The organism is Chitinophaga sp. RAB17, assembly GCF_052114225.1.
Classification (GTDB): domain Bacteria; phylum Bacteroidota; class Bacteroidia; order Chitinophagales; family Chitinophagaceae; genus Chitinophaga.
On sequence record NZ_JBFREI010000003.1, the window covers coordinates 635,111 to 658,726 of the forward strand.

Sequence of the window (23,616 nt, forward strand, 5' to 3'; positions counted from 1 at the left end):
AACAAACTACCTGCTTAAAAAAACGTATACCTATTGTCCTACAAGAAATACAGCGTTGCTAAACAACAGCTTCCCATTTTCCCAGAAACTTCTGAACAACGGATTATCAGCCATTAACACCACCTGACCACTACCAATATCTTTTACACCAAACAGCAATCCATCTTTCAACTGCTGCCGGGTATCTGCTCCCACAAAACCACTCAGATAGCTGTCTTTCTTTAACACACCTACATTCCAGCCACCATTTTCTATAAACTCATATAAATGTGAATCCAGTTTCAGCGTATAATAATATTCTGAATAACCAAAAGCCAGTGGATGTGTAGTATCCATTTGCACTTTGTAAATAGCACCGGGAATAAATTGTTTAATACTCTCCCGCTCTCTGTTGGCATAAGGTTTCAGTGCCTCATATGTACGCGCCGCTGCTGCTTTATCTTTCGCTTCTTTATCTTTATCCTTTTCTTCCTCTTTCTTCAGCTTAATACCCCAGTCAGCACCCGCCACCTGTGCAGCTGCACTTTCCAGTGCAATCAACTTACCACCGTTGCTGATCCAGTCTTTCAAATGATCCGCAGCAGCCTTGTCCGCAAATACTTTGTAATCCCCATCCGTTAATATCAGCACATCTGTTTGTCCCCAGTCAATGTCCCCAAAATTTCGTTCATTCACCACCGTTATAGGAAAATCCAGTTGCTGCTCAAAGAAGTGCCATACCTCCCCCATGCCCAGCGATGATATGCCATCACCTGCCAGCAACGTAACATTTGGCTTTTTGATAAACCTGATTTTGTCGGAACCGAAATCCGTTCCTTTATCCACAAATCCACTGCCCACCGCATCCAGTGTGATTTTAAAATGATTGGCCTGCGTAGTAATGTACTGATCAAACTGATCACCTTTGCTGGTATTACCTGAGCGTGTAATGATCAGCGTACCGGCAGAAAAGTCTTTGCCACCCACGCTGAACGGCGTTTCGGTAAAACGTACTTTAATATCATTTTGCAGTAATGCAGATAAAAATTTCACGTCCCGCAAACTATTCCATTGTGCCAGGTAAGCATATGGCTTTTGTGCAGACAACGGCGTATTATTTCGTGCCACCGGTGCTCCGGCTGCAGGTGTAAGTGGTTGCTTTACGGCGTAAGAAGTTAACCCGTACGCATAAGGTAATGCCCATGCAGTAATATCGTAAGTAACCGAATCTGTTAAGTGAGATACCGGCTCAAACAATACCCGCAGCATATTGGAATGAGGCTGATAGGCACTGATGACCAGGTCTTCTTTATCAATTGTAAACGTTTCCGTTTTACCAGTGAAATAATTAAATCCACTGGCACTGCCGGCATTGGCGCCAAAGCCAAAAGCGATATTGTTTTTACGCAATAGTTCTGCCAGTGTATTCAGCTTTTCTATATTACCACCTGCCTTTACTACATAAGACTTATACCCACCTTGTGGTGTTTTTTGAGCAGCTACAAAATAGTTGCTGTATTCACTGATAATTTTTGCGGCATTTTGTGACGCCACCTCAATGGTCGATAAACCGGTGGTGAAGTGATGCGCAATACGATCAGACAGCGTAAGGGTATCTCCGTCTCTTTTCAGCACGGCAACTCCTGCCCTGCCGCTACCACCTTGCTCGAAGGTCATACCCAGTGAGCCATTGTACATTGGATAAGTATCTCCGTAACTGGGATAGAAGAGATCGAAACGTTCTTTTGTAAAATACAACCAGCCCTGCTGGTCAAAATATTTTGCATTATTTTTTCCGATCATGACCTGCAGTTGCCGCTGCCAGGGCGTAATGGCATCATGAAAAGGTTCAGCCGCCGGCGCAAAATAATAGGGTGCTTCTATTTCCTGTTCATGGAAATCAACATGCAGCTGTGGCATCCACTCATTATATTTCGCTACCCGCTGTTGTGATTCCTTCTGCGTTTGCCAGGCCCAGTCGCGGTTCAGATCAAAATAATAGTGATTGGATCTTCCTCCGGGCCACGGTTCGTTATGCTCCCTGGAATAACGACTCACATTGGGTTTTACGCTGCGGGTGTTGTTATAAAAGTTCACATATCTTTCACGGCCATCAGGGTTCAGACAGGGATCAATGATCACTACCGTATTTTTCAGCCACTGCTGCGTTTGCGCATTACCGTTATTCACCAGCTCATACAGCGTTTTCATTGCCGCTTCTGTGGATACCGCCTCATTACCATGCACATTATAACTCAGCCACACAATCACCGGCTGGTTATTACCTGCATTGTCACGGGCATTAGACATATCCAGACTATGCTGACGGATATTATCCAGCTGGGAAAAGTTTTCAGGAGAAGCCACTATAGCCATCATAAGGGGCCTGCCCTCATAGGTTACGCCATACTGTTCCAGCTTCACATTTTTAGCCGTTGCGGCTACCTGTTTAAAATAATCCACCACTTTGTAATGTGGGGTAAACTGCGTCCCCAGGGGATAACCGAGGAACTGATCAGGAGTTGGCACCTGGGCGGAAGCAAAAAGAAAGCCCAGCATAGCAAAAGCCAATAATACATATCTGCGCATAGAAAGCCTGCAATTAGACCCTGTAAGTTAGGAATTGTTTTCCGCTTATTACAATACGCTGTTATCTGTTAAAATATTTCCCTTATAACCACGTTCTAATGGGGTCCCTGAATTATTTAATTTTCTGGATTTATGTGCATGTCTTAATTTAGACCCAAACACGATACTCATGCGTTACCTGATCCTGCTAGGAATGACGGTATGTACCCTGCATACTGCCTGTGCCCAACAAAAGATAGATGATTTACATCCTTACGATTATACCATAGAGAAAGATATCAGGGTATTACATGGTGCAGTAGTATCTGCCCATCCACTCGCCAGCAGAGTGGGTGCAATCATATTGCAGCAGGGTGGTAATGCCGTAGACGCGGCTATTGCTACCCAACTGGCGCTGGCAGTAGTATATCCCGGCGCTGGCAATCTTGGTGGCGGCGGTTTCCTGGTAGGACACCTGAAAAACGGTCATAATATCGCCATCGATTACCGGGAAACAGCCCCGGCAAAGGCGCATCGCGATATGTATCTCGATTCACTCGGTAACCCAATTACCCAGTTAAGCCTGGATGGACAGCTGGCAGCGGGCATCCCCGGCACCGTGGCCGGCTTGTTTGCCTCGATGAAATACGCCAAACTGCCGTTTACCAAGCTGATTGATCCCGCCATCCGCCTTGCGGAGAAAGGGTTTGTGATTACCTCTTCAGAAGCTAACGGCATGAATGCTGCAAGAGGAGATTTTGAAAGACTGAATACCTCCAAAACGGCATTCGTCAGAGACCAACCCTGGAAAGCCGGCGATACACTGGTACAAAAAGAGCTCGCACATACACTCACGCTTATACGAAATAAAGGAGCCGCAGGATTTTACCAGGGCGAAACCGCTGCTAACATCGTAGCGGAAATGAAACGTGGCAATGGTATCATCTCCCTGCAGGACCTGAAGAACTATAAAGCGAAAGAACGCACCGCGGTAGCTTTTAACTATAAAGGCTATACGATTGTAACTATGCCCCTGCCTTCCAGCGGTGGTATTTGTTTACAGCAGCTCATGGGGATGGTAGAAAACTATCCGCTGTCGCAGTGGGGCTTCCTTTCCCCTCAATCCGTACAACTGATGGTAGAAGCGGAAAGAAGGGCTTATGCAGACAGAGCGCAGTTCCTCGGAGACCCTGACTTCGTAAAAGTACCCTACGCGAAATTAACCGACAGGAAATACCTGGCTGCCCGCATGCAGGACTTCATCCCTGGTAAGGCCGGTTCCAGCGATAAAACCAAAGCCGGCGTTTTCCCGGAAAGCGAGGAAACCACTCACCTGAGTATCATTGACGAAGAAGGTAATGCCATTGCAGTCACCACCACCCTTAATGGCCACTTCGGCAGCAGAACAGTAGTAGGCAAATCCGGCTTCATCCTCAATAACGAAATGGACGACTTCAGCGTAAAACCCGGTGTACCAAATATGTACGGACTGGTAGGCACAGAAGCCAACTCCATTGCACCCGCCAAACGTATGCTCAGCTCTATGACACCTACGCTCGTATTGCAACAAAACCAGGTGCTGTACTCATTGGGAACACCCGGCGGCGCTACCATCATCACTTCCGTGTTTCAAACGTTAATGAACACACTGGAGTTTGGTCTCTCCCCTTCAGATGCCATCAACAAACCTAAATTTCATCACCAATGGCTGCCGGATGAAATTACCGTGGAACCCAGCTTCCCGGATAGTACCATTGTGGCCCTGCAGGGAATGGGGTATAAAGTGGTGAAACGTAGCCCCATTGGCCGTACAGAAATTATTAAACGAGCACCTGAAAGCCGCTTCCTGGAAGCTTCCGGCGACAAACGCGGCGACGACAGTGCTGCAGGATACTAGTTCATTTAAATTTATATAATGGATGAATGTTACCTTTTAAATTCATCCGGGAACAACAAAATATTTATCATGTCCATCCAATCTATTTATTTACAAAGCGCGTTACAACGACTGGAAACCCACCGCCAACTGGGACTTAAAACCATAGAAAGACTCACCTCCGAACAACTGCACTGGCAGCCGGATGGAGAACCCAACAGCATTGCCATGATCATTAAGCACCTGCATGGCAATATGTTATCCCGCTGGACAGACTTCCTGACCACAGATGGCGAAAAGCCCAACCGTGACAGAGACCGCGAATTTGAAGAAAGCAATAATACAGCAGCAGAACTACTGGAATTGTGGAATACAGGCTGGGACTGCATGCTGAATGCCATCCGCAGCTTACAGGAAACAGACCTCGACAGAACTGTTTTCATCCGCAATGAACCACATATTGTGATAGATGCCATCAACCGTCAACTGGCACATGTGCCCTATCATGTAGGACAAATCGTTTATATTGGTAAAGCAATCCTGAAAGATCAGTGGCAAAGCTTGTCCATCCCTAAAGGAGGATCTGCCGCCTACAACAGAGAAAAAACAGGGAATAAATAATTCATGAAAATACGTATAGCCTTAGCCGTTATTGCAACTATGTTCGTGATAACTGCCTGTCAAAGTAAAAAAACCAATGACCTGCTGATGAACAAAAAGTGGCGGGTATATGATGTGAGGATTCCGCCGGAATCACCTATCAGCAATACGCAGTACATACAGGCGCAGGACCTGAAGAAAGGCTACTACCGTGATGCCTATTACCAGTTCCTGGATGACAACGTTTTTGTAGCCACCATTGCCGGCAGATCAGACACCGGAAAATATTTTATTCTCAGCAATGGCGCCATGATTTCTGTTACCGCTAAAAATGGTGACCGTAAAGTAGAAAATCTCGTCACCGTAACTAAGCTTTCAGAAAATTACTTTGACATGCTGGTCACTTCCACGGATTTCCAGTTTATCTTATGTACTAAAAAAGAATAAACGCCATGCTGTATACAGATCTTACACCCGGGAGAACAGTGATGCTGGAAGGCAGGAGCTGCCTGTTTTTTTCGGGGTTTGCTTACCTGGGTTTGCATCAGCATCCGGCGTTTAAGAGCCTGCTGATACAGGGCATTGAACAGTATGGTACTGTTTTCCCTTCTTCGCGGGCAGGTAACTTACGTTTATCTATATACGAAGAGATAGAGCATGCACTGTGTACACTGTTACATCAACAGGCAGCCACAGTGTTTTCCTCCGGCTACCTGGCGTCACAAGCCGCCGTGCATTATGGCGCCACCTGCGGTCAGCTGTTGTACGCCCCTGGAACACATCCGGCGTTATGGCATCAGCAGCCCGTGCTTCCACAGATGAACCGGGAAGAATGGATCACCCAATCGATAGAGAAAATCAATACGCATCCGGATAATAGCTTCGTAATTGTTTCTGATACTGTCAACCCGTTGACCGGTACCATTCATTCTTTTCACTGGCTGCAGGAACTGCAGCGCAAAGTACTCGTCATCGCAGACGACTCTCATGGTATTGGCGTGCTGGGACCAATGGGAGAAGGATGTATACATTTTTTACCACAAGCCACCAATATTCGCTACCTGCTCACCGCCTCGCTGGCAAAGGCTTACAGCGTGCAGGGCGGTGTAGTAACCGGTCATGCAGCAGATATCATGGCGCTGAAAAGAATCCCTCTTTATGCCGGCAGCACACCCATGATGCCCGCCAACGCTTACGCATGGCTACATGCAGGAGAGCTGATTCAAAAGATGCGCAGATCACTACAGCAAAATATTGCCTACCTGCTGCATCTGACGGCTGGTTCGGCCGTGTATAATCCACATGCCCTACCCATGTTTATATTACCCACCGGTGATACGATCGTGCATTACCTGGAGGATAAAGATGTGATTATTTCCAGCTTCTCTTATCCGCAACCTAATAGCCCGGTGGTAAACAGGGCGGTGGTATCGGCACTTCATCTCCAGGAAGATATGACCACCTTGCATCATTTTCTATCGGCTTTCTCCTTATAGTAAAACAGCAGTGGAGAACATAGTAAGTATGTTCTCCACTGCTGTTTATTACAACTTCGTATTTACCTACTTTCTTGTCGTTTTCGGCAATCTGATCTCCACTACATACACCCCAGCCTTCATCAAACGGAATGCAAACAGCGGGTTCACGCTACCGATTTTGGTCGTCAGCGTTTTATCTATTGACACAAATGCAGAAGGAATGCGATAATACATCAGGTAGTTCCAGTTGGTCCCCCCGTTTGAATACTTACTTAACGGGAACGGCGCAATTTCAAAATTACAGATCATAGCGGTATCTGTATATTCGATCGGATGGAACCTTGCATAGTTCTCGAAAATAGGACGGTCGCCACGCTTGATGATCTCTCCTTTTTTAGGATTGAATGGATTACCGTTCTTATCTGTGATCTTCAGGATTACAGAAGCACCGCTTTCGCTCACCCTGGTGATGGTCATAGTAGGCTGCCCCATGGGGATCGTAGCGGAACCATCATCCGGAAACAGGTTGCAGTTAGCGGTTGTTTCCGTGATCAATGGCGGATCAACGGTGGTCATTGTTGCTATATTCTTATACAGTTTGGAACCTGCTACATTGGATACTTCTATGTCGTATTCATAAGTAACGCCAAGCGGCAAACTATCGGTAGCACCGTTAAATACAAATTGCCCGCTATTCAGGAACTCATATGGTTTTAACTGTTTAAGGGTACGCTTTTTATTCACCTGCTCAATAGTAGTATCCACGGCAGGATCTACAGAAGCAGTGTATACATATACCGGGTACTCTTTATAAAATTCATCGGCATGCTTATGCGTATCCGCCCGCCGTACATCCACCAGTTTAACGATCATCGGCTGGGTAGTACCATCGGCCAGGATGGCACTGGTTTTCTGGAATGGATTTCCGCGCTGGATGGTGAGCGGTGCATCCGGCACATACAACCCATCACTTAAAAATCCTTCTGTTATTTTCTTGCAACCGCCAGTCAGGATACCCAGCAGGATCGCAGCACTCAGTATTTTTTTCAGGCTATATTTTTCAGGCATAATGTTAAGTTTATTGTGGTAAGACTACTTCCAATAGAAGGCGTGTGTATTGGCCAATACATGCAGTATGCCTGTTTTGGTGATGATACCGGTAGTTTGTAATATGTCTTCTTTGTCTCTGTCATCCTGCGGAAAGTCATCTGGCAGCGGATCGGGATCAAGTCCGTTAATAACTTTCGCCACGTATATGTACCGCACACCGGCAGACAGGATACCACCATACTGGTCCGTTTTCTTTAACCTGATGGAGAAGTCTTCCCCCACTTTATTCTTATATACCTGTTGTTCCAGCGAAAGATCTGAACGCTGGATCTTGCCATCATACATATAAGCCATCAGGGAATCGCGCAGCTCAGGTGCTTTGAGACTGTCAAGTGTATACAGGACGTTTTCATCATTCAATTCCTCCTGTAACTCTTTGGTACGGGTTTTCAGAAACTGCTTGATAGAATAGTCTGTAGGCGCCATAAAAGTGATATTACTGTTGATCGTTTCCTTTAACCCGGCTTTGTCTATCAGCAGGATCAGCGTATCAAACAGCGGGTTGGCCTTGAGGTAATCGTAGGTGCTTAGTTCAGTGTGGTCATTTGTAGGACTTCCACCCATAAAGTGGTCATCTTTTTTACAGGCAGTAAACAACATCACGGCCATCAACAACCCCCATCCACCTTTAGATATAAATATTTTCAATTTTTTCATGTCAGTTCTTTTAAACGGTCATAATAATTTGCGCGCACTATTTCACTCTTCCTAACCAGAATGGATTTTGTGTAATAACATTGTTGTTCAGGAACAATACACGTCCTACCGGCCATTTCCAGCCACCCGCATCAAAACGGCTCTGTGGGAAATTACCGCCAGCTATTTCAGCGTTAGTCAGTAAACCGGTACGTACCAGGTCGAACCAGCGCTGGCCTTCGGCATATAATTCACGGGAGCGCTCACGCATTACTTCCCATTTAATGTCATCTATATCATCAGCTGTCAGCAAATCTGCATGAGCCCTGGCTCTTACGGTATTAATATCTGCCAGTGCAGCGCCAAAATTGCCCTGATCGGCATAGGCTTCCGCACGTAACAGGAGCAGGTCTGCATAGCGTATCAGGATGATGTTGGCATCAACAGCCGCCTGTGAAAAGGTTGCCGGATTTTTATAGTAGATATTTTCCCGGTTAGGTCCTGCAAATTTGCAGATCACCGAGTTGTAAGGTTTATCCGCATCCAGTGTGGAGAAAAAGTACTGTAAACGCACATCAGGTGTATTATCTCCGTAAAGGGCGCCGATCAGTTCCAGGTTAGGAGCATCAGGTTTGGCGGTCTTGGTCTGAATGAAAGGCTCTTTCAGGATGGAGTAATAAAAGCCTTTTTCCACCTGCTGTTCTCCATTTCCAACCTGCATGTTGATTTCGAAAACACCTTCATTGGATTTACCATGGAATATCTTCGGATAGCTTTCTGCAGGCAGCAACTGGTATTGACCGCTTGCTGCTACGGAATCTACCGCAGCAATCGCGTTGGTAAGATCAGATGCTACGCCTCCTTTATTCAGGAAGTTCTTCCACATATACACATGTGCCAGCAACCCAAAAGCAGCGCCCTTATTAGCTCTTACCGCTCTTTCTGAACCATTGGTATACACCATCGGCAACAGGCTAATCGCGTTTTTAAGATCTCTCACACAACTGTCGAGAATAATTTTTTCATTCGTGCGTGCTATATTGGTTGCTTGTCCCGGATTCGCATCATAAGTTAGTACCTGTGGCACATCCCCCCAGATACGAGCCATGTAAAAATAGGTAAAGGCACGAAGGAAATAAGCCTCTCCCATCAAACGGTTACGGGTTTTTGTTGGCTGGTCGGTGAATTTTGCATCTGGAATTAGTGGTAAATGATGCAACACCAGATTGGCCTGTGTAATTACTTTATAGTACGGCGTCCAATCATGATATCCCTCGAGATAACTACCGAGAAAGTCTGCATTGTTAAATCCATCGCCGCCTTTCACGAGAAATCCCAAATCATACTGGTTGTAATCCATAAATTCAAATGCCGGCAGCGAGCCATAGGCGAAATGCGACATGTTCTGGTCATAAGCCGTATTGGATGTTAAAGCCTTACGTAGTAACGCATAATTACCTGCTATGCCTTGCTCCGCATCGCGCTGGTTTGTCCAGAATACGGGCCCATAGGGTGAATTGATCGGGTCCTGGTCCAATAGCTTTTTACAGGAGGTAAATGGAGATAATACCAGTCCCGCTGCTATTACCACAAAAATATGTTTAAGACAATTCATAACAACTTCTTTTTAAAATTAAAAACCAACATTTACACCCAGCGTAAATTTCCTCGGGATCGGGTAGCCACCACCGGTATAAGTACCTTTTTCATCCACTGCTTCAGCATCAGGTACACTGGCCTTCTGGAACATCTTCAGATTATCCACAACACTATAGATCTGGAGATTGCGAAGTTTGATCCGATCCAGGAATTTGCGGTTGAAAGTGTAAGAGAGGTTCACGTATTTGATACGTGCGTAACTGCCGTTTTCCACAAAAGCAGTGGAGAATGGCAGAAACTGATAATAATAATTTTTGCTGTAAGGTATCACCTCTGCAAATTGAGCATTGTCACCTTCTTTATGCCAGCTGTTAATATTATTTGGATCTATGGCAGCAATCTGCGCATAGTTGGTTGTTAACCCTATCAACCTGTCAGACATATATTTGTTATAGATATCACGACCCAGCAGGAAAGTAACATATACTTCCAGGTTAAAGCCTTTATAAGAAAAACTATTGCTGAAACCGCCGGTAGCAGCCGGATTCGGGTTGCCTCCCCGAACTTTGTCATTCCAGTCCCATACATCATAGTCACCATTCTGATCCTGCCAGATGAAGTCCCCTGCCTGAACAGTATGGTTACCGTTCCAATAGGTCATTTTTTCACCGGTATAAGGATTAAACGGAATGTCCTTTGCAGATTTGTAAACACCGTTGCTCTTAATCATGTAGAACTCGTTGATAGCCCGACCTTTGGTAAGCACATAGGTCATACCTGTATTATTGTCTGTCACCATCAGGTCACGATTACCATTAGGCAGCTTGACGATCTGGTTTTTTACAAAAGACAACAGGAAACGGGAGTTCCACTGGAATGCACTGCTGGCAGGGAGTATACGCGCCTGGATATTAAACTCCGCACCGATGTTACGTACATCTACTGCATTGGTATTTACTTTATTGTAACCCGTAGTAGAAGGCAGCAGCAGATCGAACAACATTTTAGAGGTTCCTCTGTTAAACGCATCCGCGGTTACATTGATACGTCCGTTAAAGAAGCTTGCATCAAAACCAATATTGGTTTGCAACGCCTGTTGCCAGGTTAATCCATCCTGCGCCACACCACCCTCGAAATTAGGCGTTACGGCGTTCACGCCATTATAGGTACCTCCTGTAGCACCACCATAGGTTCCCTGGTTAATGCTGTAAGTATTGTAAGGCAGATAAAAACCTGTGGGCAAGCTACCGGTAACACCGAAACTACCACGGATCTTAAACATGTCCATCCATTTCTTCACCGGCTCCATAAAAGGCTCATCTGTTACATTCCAACCTGCGGATACAGATGGGAAGTAACCCCAGCGGCTATTACGACCAAAACGGGAAGAAGCATCTGCCCTATAGGCAAATGACAACAGGTATTTTTCTTTATAATCATAGTTTATACGGGAGAAGAAAGATAACATACCGGCAGATTCATAATTGGAGCCGGAAATAATGTTACCGTAAGGGTCTGTATATGCCAGATAGTTGACATCAAATCCCTGCACCACCTTGATATTATCATTACCCAGCGACCCGCTGCCGATACCTGTATATTCATTCCTCACATTATTGATCGTGTTACCCAGCAATATGTTCAGATGATGCTCCTTGTTTACCACGTTGGTATTAAAGTTCAGGGTATTATCCAGGTTCACATTTTCATACCGTGATTTATTGCTTTGTGCATACGACAACCCTGCGGCGTTCAACTCACCAGGCCTGAATATATCACGGGAATTTACGCTGGATTGCAGGGAGCCCATAGAAGAAAAACGCAACTTGGGCGTAATATCGTAGTTCAGGGAAATACTGGCAGTAATATCATCATTGATATTTTTATCACGACCAGAGGAAAGATCACCTACGTAGTTTCTTTTATCAACATCAGATAAATTAAAGAGAGATGAGAGGTACTGTCCATCCAATAATGGAATAACATTTTCTCCGGGGAATTGTCCGCGACCACGTGATCTATCTCCGCGACTAAGACGGAAAAGTGCATCCACACTGAGTTTAGAACTCATTTTTACACCCAGGGCAGTTGAAACGGTGTAGCGTTTAAATCCGGTTCCTTTGATCGTACCATCTTCATCGTAATAGTTACCACTGATACGGTAGTTCATCATATCATTGGCGCCGGAAACAGAAAGATCGTAATTCTGTATTATTCCTTTTCTGTAAAACAGGTCCTGCCAGTCGGTAGCTCCCTTAAACGCCGGGTTCAGACTATCTGTTAACAGCATAGGTGTTTCCAGGGCCATTCTGTCCGCGTCCATGTATTTAGACATATAAGCCAGTTTAAACTGTCTTTCCTCTGCGCCTCCGATAACATTTTCAAACTTAGGCTGCTGCGTTAATCCACCATAAGTGGAGAAATTCACCTGTGGTTTGCCGGGTTTACCACGTTTTGTTTTCACAATCACTACACCGTTAGCACCACGGGAACCATAGATAGCGGCCGCAGAAGCATCTTTCAGGATATCGATAGATTCAATGTCATTAGGATTCAAACCGGCAATATAGTTGGTACCGGTGTTATCAAATGCCGCCGCATCATCCATGGAAATGGGAATACCATCTACCACAAATAACGGGGAACTCAGGGTGCGCGCTGCATCGGCACTTCTGCTGATAGCAGTAGTACCCCTGATCACAAAAGATCCGCGTACACCTGGCTCACCTGTAAAATTCTGTACGTTCAAACCAGCAGCACGACCTTGTAATAACTGGTCAAAACTTGGGGAAGGTAAGTTTTCAATCTCTTTACCTTTTACGCTGGAAACAGCCGCTGTTACAGTTTTACGCTTCACTTCCTGGTAACCGATCACCACTACATCTTTCAGACTTCTGGCATCAGGCTTCAGCATTATGTGAAAAGTGCTTTTACCTCCTACCGAAACGGTTTGTGTTTCAAAGCCAATAAATGAAACGGATAGTTTATTGGAGCTACCTTTTAAGGTAAAGGTGAATTTTCCGTCAGGGTCGGTGGCCGCCCCATTGTTGGTGCCTACTTCTTTCACAGATACACCGGGTAATGCCCCTCCTTTTTCATCTGTAACGGTCCCTGAAATTCTCCGCTCCTGGGCCAATACCTGCAGGCATAGCAATCCCATGAGTGCTAATAATAGCAACTTTTTGTGCATAGATTCTGGTTTAATAAATTACTCTGGAATAATCAGATTGACATATCCGAATGCTGACGATAACTGTTCACTGATGAATTAATAATTGTTGCTGTTGGAATTTGATTGACTGATTTTTGTGCTGACTTCCGATTCGTTAAATTGAATTACTGGTTGACTAAAAATTTTTGTTCACTCACTGTTGACTAACTGAATTGTTCTTGACTGAAAATTTGCACCGATTCGTTACTGGTTGAATAAATTAATTGTTGACTGCAATGCTCCTTACTTCGATACTTGTTCACTACTTTCATTGTTCTTGTCCGAAATTTATAATTGTTAAAGTTTTCCCAATACAATAATAAAAACAACTGACAATATGATGACACATCTTTAAATACTGCTAAAAATGGCGTTCTTTCCGCCCAAACACTTGATAAGTATATATTAACGCCAAAAACAAGTTATTTTTCGGCTCATTTAAATTAAAATACTATTATAAAATAGCAATTTAGTACCAATTATTTTTTACCCTCAAGACAAGTTAATGACAATTACTTATTACTCATTTTCCGGTAAATGATTGTCTGGTTCAGTACTGTACTCACTGTTACCTATATACGAAATTATCCATGCAGTGAGCAAATGACCTCGTCACTCACGCTACATCTGCCTGAATATTCATCATTCAACATTACCAATTCTTAATTCTGGCCTTGATTGCCAACTATTAATTATTTTTGCCGGATAAACTTTGCAGCCTGAAAAAAGTACGGAAAATATTATCTGTCGTGTTACTATGTTTGTTAGGCCTTGTCATTCTGATTGGAATACTGGTAAACATCCCTGTAGTGCAGAACTTCCTTGTGGGTGAGGTGACCAGCCGGCTGTCGGATCGGCTGAAAACACGGGTGCAGATAGACCGTGTAAGCTTTCAGCTGTTTAACAGTATGCAGATGGAAGGCGCCCTGATAGAGGACCAACACCGCGACACACTGTTATATGCAGGCAAATTACAGGTACGCATTACCGACTGGTTCTTCTTTCAGGATAAACCTATCCTCAAATTTATAGGGCTTGAAAATGCACAGGTGAACCTGCTGCGGTCCCGCAAGGATTCCGTCTGGAACTATCATTTCATCGAAGAAGCCTTCAGTTCTTCCACACCCGATACCAGCCAAACCCCTTCCCAGGGCATTTCACTGGACCTGAAAAAAATTGATCTTAAAAACATTCAGCTAAACCAGGTAGATGCCTGGGTTGGTGAAGATATGCGGGCATCTGCCAAACGTATCTACCTGGATGCTAAAAACCTGGACCTCCAGAAACATAATATTGATATCCAGGAGCTGACCCTTACAAATCCCAACTTCATTATCAGTAGTTATGCCTCCTCACCGCTCCGCCACAGAAGGCATTCCGCTTCCTCCGGCAACCCTGTACCCGATACCGGCAAACTGCAGCAGCTGCGATGGAATAATGCCAACTGGAAACTTATTGTAAAAGAAATTAATATAAAAAACGGCACTTTCGGCGTAGATAACCCTGACGACAGTACGGAAATAGAACCAGGATATTTTGCACCACATCATATCCGGTTCAATGACATCAACCTGTCGCTCACCAATACCAGCCTGGTGAAAGACAGCGTGATCGGTGATCTTACGATGAGCACCAAAGAGCGCAGCGGCTTCGAAGTGAAAAAACTCAGCAGCCGGTTTAAGATGTCGCCGGTGGAAATGGAATTTTCTCAACTGGACCTGGAAACAAACCGCAGCCATATCGGAGACTATTTCACCATGCAATACAGCGATATCAGCGATATGAGCGATTATATCAATGATGTATTTATGCAGGCCAGCTTTAAAAACTGTAAACTGTCATCAGACGATATCGCTTTTTTTGCACCACCACTCGCCTCCTGGAAAAAAGAGATCACCCTCAACGGGAAGGCCCGTGGCCCTGTCAGCAACCTGAAAGCATCTGAAATTGAACTGGAAGCAGGCAACACCACCCGCCTGAAAGGAAGTCTCGAAATGCGCGGATTGCCGGATATCTATGAAACATTCATCGACTTCCATGCCGATGAACTGGTGACCACCGGGAAAGATGTGATGCAGATCATGCCCATTGTAAAAGATGTTGTCAATACTGTTCGGATAGATCGCCTCTCTGCCATCCGCTTCCAGGGTAGCTATACCGGTTTCATCAATGACTTTGTTGCCTATGGCCAGTTCCAGACTAATCTGGGTAAACTGAACTCCGATCTGAACTTTAAAACCAGTCGGGATGTCCCCGTATACTCCGGAAGCTTAACAGCTGTTAAGTTTGATATTGGAAGCCTTTTTGATAACACCAACCTCTCTACGATTTCCCTGGATGCTAAAGTAGATGGTGCCGGCTTCAACTTTAAAACGCTGAAAGCCAGCGTAGACGCCAATGTGCAGGAGATTGCCCTATTCGGATATAACTATCAGAACATCAAAACAAAAGGTGAAATGAGCCGTAAGTTTTTTAACGGCTCCCTCACCGCCAATGATCCCAACCTGGATTTGGATTTTGCAGGCACCATTGATTTCAATGAAGCATTGCCGGTATTCAATTTCAATGCGGACGTTCGCAAAAGTGATCTGAAGGCATTACATATCACCGAAGATTCTGTTACCCTGCAGGCCAAAGTAGATCTTAATTTCGCCGGCAGCAACATTGATAACTTCGATGGTGTTGCCAGGATGTATGAAGTATCTGCATTCAAAGATAACCGCCGCCTTGAGTTCGACTCCCTGAATGTATCGTCTCACCTGGTGGATAATCAGAAAGTATTGGAATTTGCAGGTAGTGAAATCAGCGGTTTTGTAAAAGGACAATATAGCTTCCTGCAATTGCCGGACGCATTTCACCTGTTACTATATAAATATTATCCCAGTTATTTCAGTCCACCGCAAAATATCAGCATCAACCAGGACTTCACTTTTGCTTTTAACCTCGGAGAAGTGGATAAGCTGCTGAAAGGCTTTACCAATCAATTTTCCGGCTTTAATGAAAGTAAAGTAAACGGTGCCCTGAATACCATGAATGGCGGCAACCTGGTATTAAACATCAACATACCCGAAGCCGGCTATCTTGGTTATCATGTACAGGATTTACAGGTAAAGGGAGAAGGTAATTTTAATAAAGTCAATATCAGCACCAGTATTGGCAAAGTGCTGTCAGGTAAAAATGTGATGCTCGAAAATCCATTGATAATGGCCAGCTCCGGGCATGATACGTCTTTTGTAAAAGTGGATCTGGCAGCGGAAGATACTTCTTCCCTGGATGGCTTTTATGCGCGCATCATTACGGTACCGGAAGGTCTGAAGATAAATTTCCTCAACAGTGCATTCACAGTAAACGAGCGGCAATGGAATGTTACCCCCGGTAATGAAATCTACTGGAGCAAACATTTTCTAACCGTAAAAAACCTCCGTATCACCCGCAACGATCAGAGTATTACCATAGAAACCAATGAGTATAATCCGGATGAGTCCAAGTTTATTGTTACACTCAAAAACCTGAACCTGGCCGATGTGATTCCGTCCCAGCTCATTACTACCCGTATAGAAGGTATTACAGATGGCACAATTAATATTGCAGATCCTACACAAAACCTGGATATCAATACCGCATTGAGAACACGGGAACTGCGTATTGACAACGATTCTATCGGTATTTTAAATGTAGATGGCACCTATCATCATCAAACCGGCACCGCTACTTTTAATATCCAGTCAGATAATGAAGGCAAAGCTTTCCTGGCGCAGGGTAAGGTAGGGCTATCGGCCAGTAACCAAGACATAGATGCTAACATCAAGCTCAATGGTACCTCCATCAGTTTATTAAATAAATACCTCGCAGGGTATGTTTCCCAACTCACGGGGACCGTTGCGGGCAACCTGAATGTCAGCGGTACTACCAGCATCCCTTCTGTGAAAGGTACGCTCACACTGGATACCGTGGGTGTTACGGTAGATTATTTAGGCACCCATTACAGGATTCCAAAGCTGAATGTAAATGTGGATGATAACCTGATTGAATTCGGCAACTTCGTGCTCATAGATAAGTACAACACCAAAGGCACGGCCAGCGGCTATATCAGCCATGACCACTTTGATAAGCTTAATTTCGATTTTGATGTAACCGGAAGAGGATTTCTGTTTCTCAACACCAGTGCTGCCGATAATGACCTGTTTTATGGAGATGTGATCGCTGATGGTAAAGTGTATTTTTCCGGTCCGCTGAATGATATGCAAATGCATATCCTGGCCCGTCCTATCAAGGGCACACACTTTTACCTGCCTATGTCCGACAGTAAGGACATAGGAAAGTACGACTATATCACCTTCAAGACGTATGGTACAGAAATAGTAGAAAAGAAAAAGAAGAAAGACAATACTAAACTAACAGTAAAACTGGACATTGCCGCCAACCCGGATGCACAGATAGATGTGATCCTCGATGCCACCACCGGTGACATTATTTCTGCCAATGGTACTGGTAACCTCCAGATTACGGTAAACACGGAGGGTGATTTTACCATGTTTGGTAACTACGAAATCAATAATGGTTCCTACAACTTTAACTTCCAGCGTTTGACCAGCTGGAAATTTGATATAGAAAAAAACAGTACCATAACCTGGAATGGAGATCCATCGGAGGCCAGGGTAAATATTATGGCCAAATATTCCCTGCCTAAGGTAAGTCTGTACAACCTCGTAGGCCAGGGCACCAGTGCCGCCAACGATAAACTGGCCACCCGCACAGAAAAAGTAGATGTACTCATTAACCTGCGGGGGGCCCTGCTTAAACCAGACATTACCTATTCCATTGAATTACCGGAAGTAGGTAGTCTGGCGTATGAAAGTGGTGTGGCGGCTCACCTGAAAGAAATTAACAACGATCAGAATAAAGCATTATTCCAGGTATGGGGTCTCCTGTTCTCTAACCAATTCCTTCCGGATGATGCTACCTCCACGGCAGCAGCCAACGTGGGCATTACCGGTAAGAACAGTGTGGGCCAGGCCCTGTCTGCACAGGCACAGGCCATCCTTAATAATATTACCGGGGCGCTGCTCAAAGGAAGTGGAATAGGGGTGAATGTAAACTACCGGGCCTATAATGTAGGCGGACCATTGGACAATTCTTCAGTAGACCGCAACCAGGTGAGTGCGGGTATTACGAGCAACCTGTTTAATAACCGTTTCCGGTTGTATGCCGGTGGCGATTATGATTGGGGCAAAACCGCTACTTCCGCCAATACCAATCGTTTTGCGGGCGACTTCCGCATTGAATACCTGTTGACGCCAGATGGTCGTTTCCGTATCAATGCATTCAGCAAAACGGATTACGATGTATATAACCTCAGCAACCGTACGAAATCCGGTGTGGGCATTTCCTATATCAGGGAATACAACCGGTTCAGTGAGTTGTTTGGTGGTAGCCGCCGGTCCCGTACACCACTCATGGATTCCCTGCGTAAAGCGGCAGCCCTGAAACAGGAGCAGGAAGATGCTGCGAAAGTAAAGGCAGATACCACTACTACAAAATAAAGACGAGAACAAACAGCAAAGGAGCAAAACCTGTAAAACAAGCGTTGCTCCTCTGTGTGGTTTGATTGAGCTGCAGATATCTTTCGAACTCCTGCGAACTTACACGCGGCTCCCTAATGAACCGTCACATTTATCCTTTCAGGATTTCATGCCCTAATTTATCTCTTTTTGTTTTCAGATAAGTCTCGTTATGCGGGTTGGGATTGATTTCAATCGCCACATTTTCCACTACTTCCAGACCATATCCACTTAAACCAGCGCGTTTACGCGGGTTGTTGGTGATCAGGCGTAATTTGCTGATACCCAGCTGACGGAGGATTTGTGCGCCTACGCCATAGTCGCGTTCGTCCATTTTAAAGCCCAGTTCCAGGTTAGCTTCCACTGTATCCATTCCTTCTTCCTGCAGTTTATAGGCTTTCAGTTTATTCATGAGGCCTATTCCTCTGCCTTCCTGGTTCATATATAATATGAGTCCTTTCCCTTCTTTCTCTACCATTTGCATGGCGGCATGTAATTGTTCACCACAATCACAGCGTAAAGAGTGAAGTATATCTCCAGTTACACAAGAAGAGTGCACACGTACCAGTACCGGCTCATCTTTTTTCCAATCACCTTTCTTCAATGCCATGTGAATTTCACCGGAATTGATCTGTTTAAAGGCAATCAGCTCAAAATTGCCGTATTTGGTAGGCATTTGGACTTTCACTCCTTCTTCTATCAGCGTTTCAGTGCTGAGCAGATAGGCAATGAGGTCTTTGATGGAGATGAGTTTGAGATCGAACCTGGTGGCTATTTCACGCAGTTGCGGTAAACGGGCCATGGAACCATCTTCATTCATTATTTCCACCAGCACGCCAGCAGGTTCAAATCCGGCCAGTCTGGCCAGGTCGATAGTGGCTTCTGTATGTCCGGAGCGGCGTAAAACGCCGCCGGTTTTCGCTTTCAGCGGAAATATGTGGCCGGGTTTACCCAGGTGTTCCGGTTTGGTGGTAGGATCAATCAGCGCCTGTATTGTTTTAGCCCTGTCATGCGCGGAGATGCCTGTTGTACAGCCATGTCCCAGCAAGTCAACCGAAACAGTAAAGGGGGTTTGATGCAAAGCGGTATTGTCGCGGACCATGAGTTCCAGTCCCAGCTCTTCGCAACGTTCTTCTACCAGTGGTGCGCAGATCAACCCGCGACCATGGGTACTCATAAAGTTGATGATTTCAGGTGTTACGTTGCGTGCTGCCGTTATAAAATCACCTTCATTTTCACGGTCCTCGTCATCGACTACGATCACCAGTTTACCGTTTTTTATATCTTCTATTGCTGCTTCTATTTTATCTAACATATTTTATTCCCTCCGGGTCAGTAATGTTGAATTGCGCAAAGTTACGACATATACATGTGAAAAGATGAGGGGGAAGGGGGTTGAATTTTAGTTAAAAAAACGTTGTAGATATGTTAATTACACAGATCAGTTTTAACATATAACAACTTAAAATACTATTTGTTATGTTTATACATTTTAAAACCCATAAAGTTCACTGTGGTCATAGGTTTGACCCATTATTAATATCACCTATTTGAGAAATTATAATTTTTAGGGAAAATCTTGAAAAATCCTATTGTTTATAGGCGTTCAGCTAGATGTCATCCAATTTTTCCCTGACCCTCCAAGTTATCCACAGTCTACTTAACAATTTGTTAATTTGAAGTTAAAATTATGCCAGGAAAATTAAGCAACTTTGCCGCTGAAACAACAACATCTTTGCTTTATGGGGTTTAAAAAATTACTCTTTACACTTTCATTGTTACTCACGGTTTTTGTTACCTATGCGCAGGTTACCACCAGCAGCATCTCCGGCGTAGTAACTGACTCAAAAGGCCAGGGCCTCATCGGGGCTACTGTAAAAGCCACCCACACACCTACTGGAACAATTTATGGAACAACCACCCGTAATGGTGGTGAGTTCACCATTCCCAACATGCGTGTTGGCGGACCTTACAAAGTAGAAGTTTCTTTCATCAGCTTCGGTACCGAAACCTACAACGACATCTTCCTGAAACTGGGTGAGCCGTTGAAAATCAATGTGAAACTGGCTGAAGGTTCTACCAACCTGAAAGAAATCAGCATCACTGCTACTAAAAACACCACCAAAGGCAATGGTGGTACTGCACTGAACATTTCCCGTACCCAGCTCAATAACCTCCCTACGGTGAACAGAAACGTACAGGACTTTGCCAGACTGAGTCCACAGGCATCTGTTTCTACCAATGGTAAAGATGGTTCTCCTATGGGTATTTCCTTTGGAGGCCAGAGCAATAAGTACAACCAATTTGCAGTTGATGGCGCTGTAACCAACGACGTCTTCGGCTTATCTGCCTCTGGTACCAACGGTGGCCAGGCAGGAGCCAACCCTATTTCCATAGAAACCATTGATCAGTTACAGATTGTACTGAATCCTTACGACGTTAAACAGAGCGGCTTTACAGGTGGTGGTATCAATGCCATTACCAAAAGCGGAACAAACGATTTTCACGGTGCTGCCTATTTCTTCTACCAGGGACAATCCCTCGTAGGTAAAGCTCCGGATTCAACCCGTGCAGGTTACGGCGATTTCACCAATAAAATATTCGGTGCCTCCCTGGGTGGCCCAATCATAAAAAACAAACTGTTCTTCTTTGTAAACGCAGAAAGATCTGTCAGAAATAACCCGGTTGATTTCAACCCTGCAACAGGATCTTCCAATGTAACTACCGATGAACTGAAAAGTATCTACGATTTTGTTGCAAATAAATACAAGGTAGATCTGGGAAGCTACACTGACCAGGAACGCGATAAACCAGCTACTACCCTCTTCGGCCGTATTGACTGGAATATCAATGCCATTCACAAACTGACGGTACGTCACAATTACCTGAATGCGAGCGATCTGATCTACAGCAGAACTAACAGCTCTGCCGCTTTTGCAAACAACTATTATACCTTCCCTTCAAAAAGCAATTCCAGCGTTATTGAGTTGAACTCCAACTTCTCTAATAAGTTGAGTAATGAGCTCAGGATCGGTTATAATAATGTAAAAGACAAAAGAAACTACCAGGGCCAGCCCTTCCCTACCGTTACCATCAACGATAACGGACGTACCATCAACCTGGGTAGTGAATTTTCCTCAACAGCAAACGCACTGGATCAGAGTATCTGGACAATCACAGACAACCTGACCATGTATAAAGGCAAACATACGATCACTGTAGGTGCCAATGCTGAAATCTACAAGATCAAAAACACCTTTATCCAGGGAGCTTTCGGTTCTTACACTTATGATTCCATCAACGGATTCATTAACAACCTGAAACCAAGACAATACCAGATAAACTATAACACAGCTGATTCTACCCTCCGGGATGGTATCGGTTTCAAAGCAGCCCAGATCGGTATTTATGCACAGGATGAATGGAATGTCAGGAAAAACTTCACCCTGACCTATGGTGTGAGAATAGATATTCCTATCTTCCCAACCACACCTCCGGATAACGTTGCATTCTCCAAAGATCCCAGCTTTGCAGGTTATTCCACTACTACCATTCCAAAATCCAAACCACTGATCGCTCCGCGTGTTGGTTTTAACTGGGATGTTACTAACGATGGAATGACTATCATCCGTGGTGGTGTTGGTATTTTTACCGGCCGCGTACCATTTGTATGGATCTCCAACCAGTATGCAAATACCGGTAACGTCTATACCAACGTAAGCTTGAGCGGTGCCGGCCTGCCAAACAGTTTCCGTTTCAACTATGATGCAAATAGTCCATTCTACGGACAATATTCTGCTGCCAATCTCACGGCAATGGGTGCTAATGTAGGAACCAGCCCTTCCAACATTAACCTGACTGACAAGGATTTTAAATTCCCGCAGATGTTTAAAACCAACCTGGCGGTAGAAAGAAAACTGCCGTGGGGAATGAGCGCTACCTTAGAAGGTAACTTCACCAAAACGCTCAACAACGCTATCTGGGAAAACCTGAACGTAGTTCAATCCAACGACAGTGTTTCTTTAGGCGGTGGTATTAAAAGACCAACATGGGTTAAGAAAAACAAAAACTGGGGCAACCAGATCCTCCTGTTGAAAAATACCAACGAAGGTTATACTTATAACATCTCTGCTGAATTGACCAAACAAACAAGCAACGGCCTGTTCATGAAAGTTGGTTATTCTTACGGTGACTCTTATGCTATTAATGATGGTACCTCTTCTACAGCTGGTTCCAACTGGCGCTTCGGACCAAACATCAACGGTTTAAACAACCTGGAATTGGCCCGTTCCAACTATAGCATGGGTAGCCGCGTACTGGCGGTAGTTTCCAAAACCTTCAAATATGGTAAAGAAGATAAATTCCGTACCACTGTAACCCTGTTCTATAATGGTCAATCCGGTATTCCTTACTCATGGGTATACTTTAACACCGTTGATCCTACCGGCGATGACTTAAACGCCAGCGGTAACAACGACCTGATCTACATTCCTAAGGCAACAGAAGTAGCTGCTATGACCTTCGATCTGATCTCTCAGAAAGATTCCAAAGGTAACTTGATCTACTCCCGCACTCCGGATGAACAAAGAGCTGACCTGGAACGCCTGATCAACAGCGACGGCTACCTCAGCAAGCACCGTGGTGAAAATGCTAAAAAGAATGCAAGCCGCACTCCGTTCGAAAATATCTTTGACTTTAAAATAGCGCAGGTACTGCCTATTTATAAAAATCATAAAGTGGAAATCACTTTCGACATCCTGAACGTAGGTAACCTGCTGAACAAAGATTGGGGCAGAACATACTTCATTGCCAACAACGCCTCTACACCACTCACATTCAGGAAATTCGATACCGTTTCCGGTAACGCAGTTTTCCAATATGACAGAAGAAGAGAAGTCAATGGTTTTGGTGATGAAAAACCATACTTCATCAACAACTTCACCGCTCGTTGGAGAGGACAACTTGGTCTTCGCTACAGCTTCTAGAAGCAATACATCT

General features: G+C 44.7%; 12 protein-coding genes. 6 read left to right on the forward strand and 6 right to left on the reverse strand.

The window, feature by feature from the left end:
• Window positions 1-30: 30 nt before the first annotated feature.
• Window positions 31-2,568: a M14 family metallopeptidase gene (locus tag AB4Z08_RS14320; protein WP_441574431.1), complete on the reverse strand. Its 2,538-nt coding sequence runs from the start codon at window positions 2,566-2,568 to the stop codon at window positions 31-33.
• A 169-nt stretch (window positions 2,569-2,737) separates the two neighbouring features.
• On the opposite strand from AB4Z08_RS14320, the gene ggt reads away from it, so the two are divergent.
• From ggt to AB4Z08_RS14340, 4 genes are all read left to right on the forward strand, one after another.
• Window positions 2,738-4,444 (forward strand): gamma-glutamyltransferase, encoded by a 1,707-nt coding sequence (gene ggt / locus AB4Z08_RS14325; protein WP_441574432.1) that lies wholly within the window; start codon window positions 2,738-2,740, stop codon window positions 4,442-4,444.
• Window positions 4,445-4,513: 69 nt separating this feature from the next.
• Entirely contained in the window at window positions 4,514-5,044 is a 531-nt protein-coding gene (locus AB4Z08_RS14330; protein ID WP_441574433.1) for a DUF1572 family protein, read from the forward strand.
• A 3-nt stretch (window positions 5,045-5,047) separates the two neighbouring features.
• Window positions 5,048-5,470, forward strand: coding sequence for a hypothetical protein (locus tag AB4Z08_RS14335; RefSeq protein ID WP_441574434.1), 423 nt, complete (start codon window positions 5,048-5,050; stop codon window positions 5,468-5,470).
• A gap of 5 nt (window positions 5,471-5,475) precedes the next feature.
• Window positions 5,476-6,519, forward strand: a complete 1,044-nt coding sequence (locus AB4Z08_RS14340; protein ID WP_441574435.1) for an aminotransferase class I/II-fold pyridoxal phosphate-dependent enzyme — start codon at window positions 5,476-5,478, stop codon at window positions 6,517-6,519.
• A gap of 66 nt (window positions 6,520-6,585) precedes the next feature.
• Here the strand turns inward: AB4Z08_RS14340 and AB4Z08_RS14345 are convergent, their stop codons facing one another.
• Genes AB4Z08_RS14345 through AB4Z08_RS14360 form a run of 4 tightly spaced genes read right to left on the reverse strand, consistent with a single transcriptional unit; the run spans window position 6,586 to window position 13,036 of the window.
• The gene (locus AB4Z08_RS14345) at window positions 6,586-7,569 is read right to left on the reverse strand and encodes a DUF5007 domain-containing protein (protein ID WP_441574436.1); all 984 of its coding nucleotides are present in this window, start codon (window positions 7,567-7,569) and stop codon (window positions 6,586-6,588) included.
• A gap of 24 nt (window positions 7,570-7,593) precedes the next feature.
• Complete coding sequence (locus AB4Z08_RS14350; RefSeq protein WP_441574437.1) at window positions 7,594-8,268, reverse strand: fasciclin domain-containing protein; 675 nt, start codon at window positions 8,266-8,268, stop codon at window positions 7,594-7,596.
• Window positions 8,269-8,305: 37 nt separating this feature from the next.
• Window positions 8,306-9,862 carry a RagB/SusD family nutrient uptake outer membrane protein gene (locus tag AB4Z08_RS14355; protein ID WP_441574438.1) on the reverse strand — a complete coding sequence of 519 codons (1,557 nt, stop codon included), beginning with the start codon at window positions 9,860-9,862 and terminating at the stop codon, window positions 8,306-8,308.
• Between the two features lie 18 nt (window positions 9,863-9,880).
• Entirely contained in the window at window positions 9,881-13,036 is a 3,156-nt protein-coding gene (locus AB4Z08_RS14360) for a SusC/RagA family TonB-linked outer membrane protein (protein ID WP_441574439.1), read from the reverse strand.
• Window positions 13,037-13,866: 830 nt separating this feature from the next.
• Here AB4Z08_RS14360 and AB4Z08_RS14365 point away from each other — a divergent pair.
• Window positions 13,867-18,600 (forward strand): translocation/assembly module TamB domain-containing protein, encoded by a 4,734-nt coding sequence (locus tag AB4Z08_RS14365; RefSeq protein ID WP_441574440.1) that lies wholly within the window; start codon window positions 13,867-13,869, stop codon window positions 18,598-18,600.
• Window positions 18,601-18,730: 130 nt separating this feature from the next.
• Here AB4Z08_RS14365 and AB4Z08_RS14370 read toward each other — a convergent pair whose 3' ends face one another.
• Entirely contained in the window at window positions 18,731-19,933 is a 1,203-nt protein-coding gene (locus AB4Z08_RS14370) for a bifunctional 3,4-dihydroxy-2-butanone-4-phosphate synthase/GTP cyclohydrolase II (protein ID WP_441574441.1), read from the reverse strand.
• A gap of 397 nt (window positions 19,934-20,330) precedes the next feature.
• Here AB4Z08_RS14370 and AB4Z08_RS14375 point away from each other — a divergent pair, with 397 nt between their 5' ends.
• On the forward strand, window positions 20,331-23,603 hold the full coding sequence (locus tag AB4Z08_RS14375) for a TonB-dependent receptor (RefSeq protein WP_441574442.1): 3,273 nt from the start codon (window positions 20,331-20,333) through the stop codon (window positions 23,601-23,603).
• The last annotated feature ends 13 nt before the right edge of the window (window positions 23,604-23,616 follow it).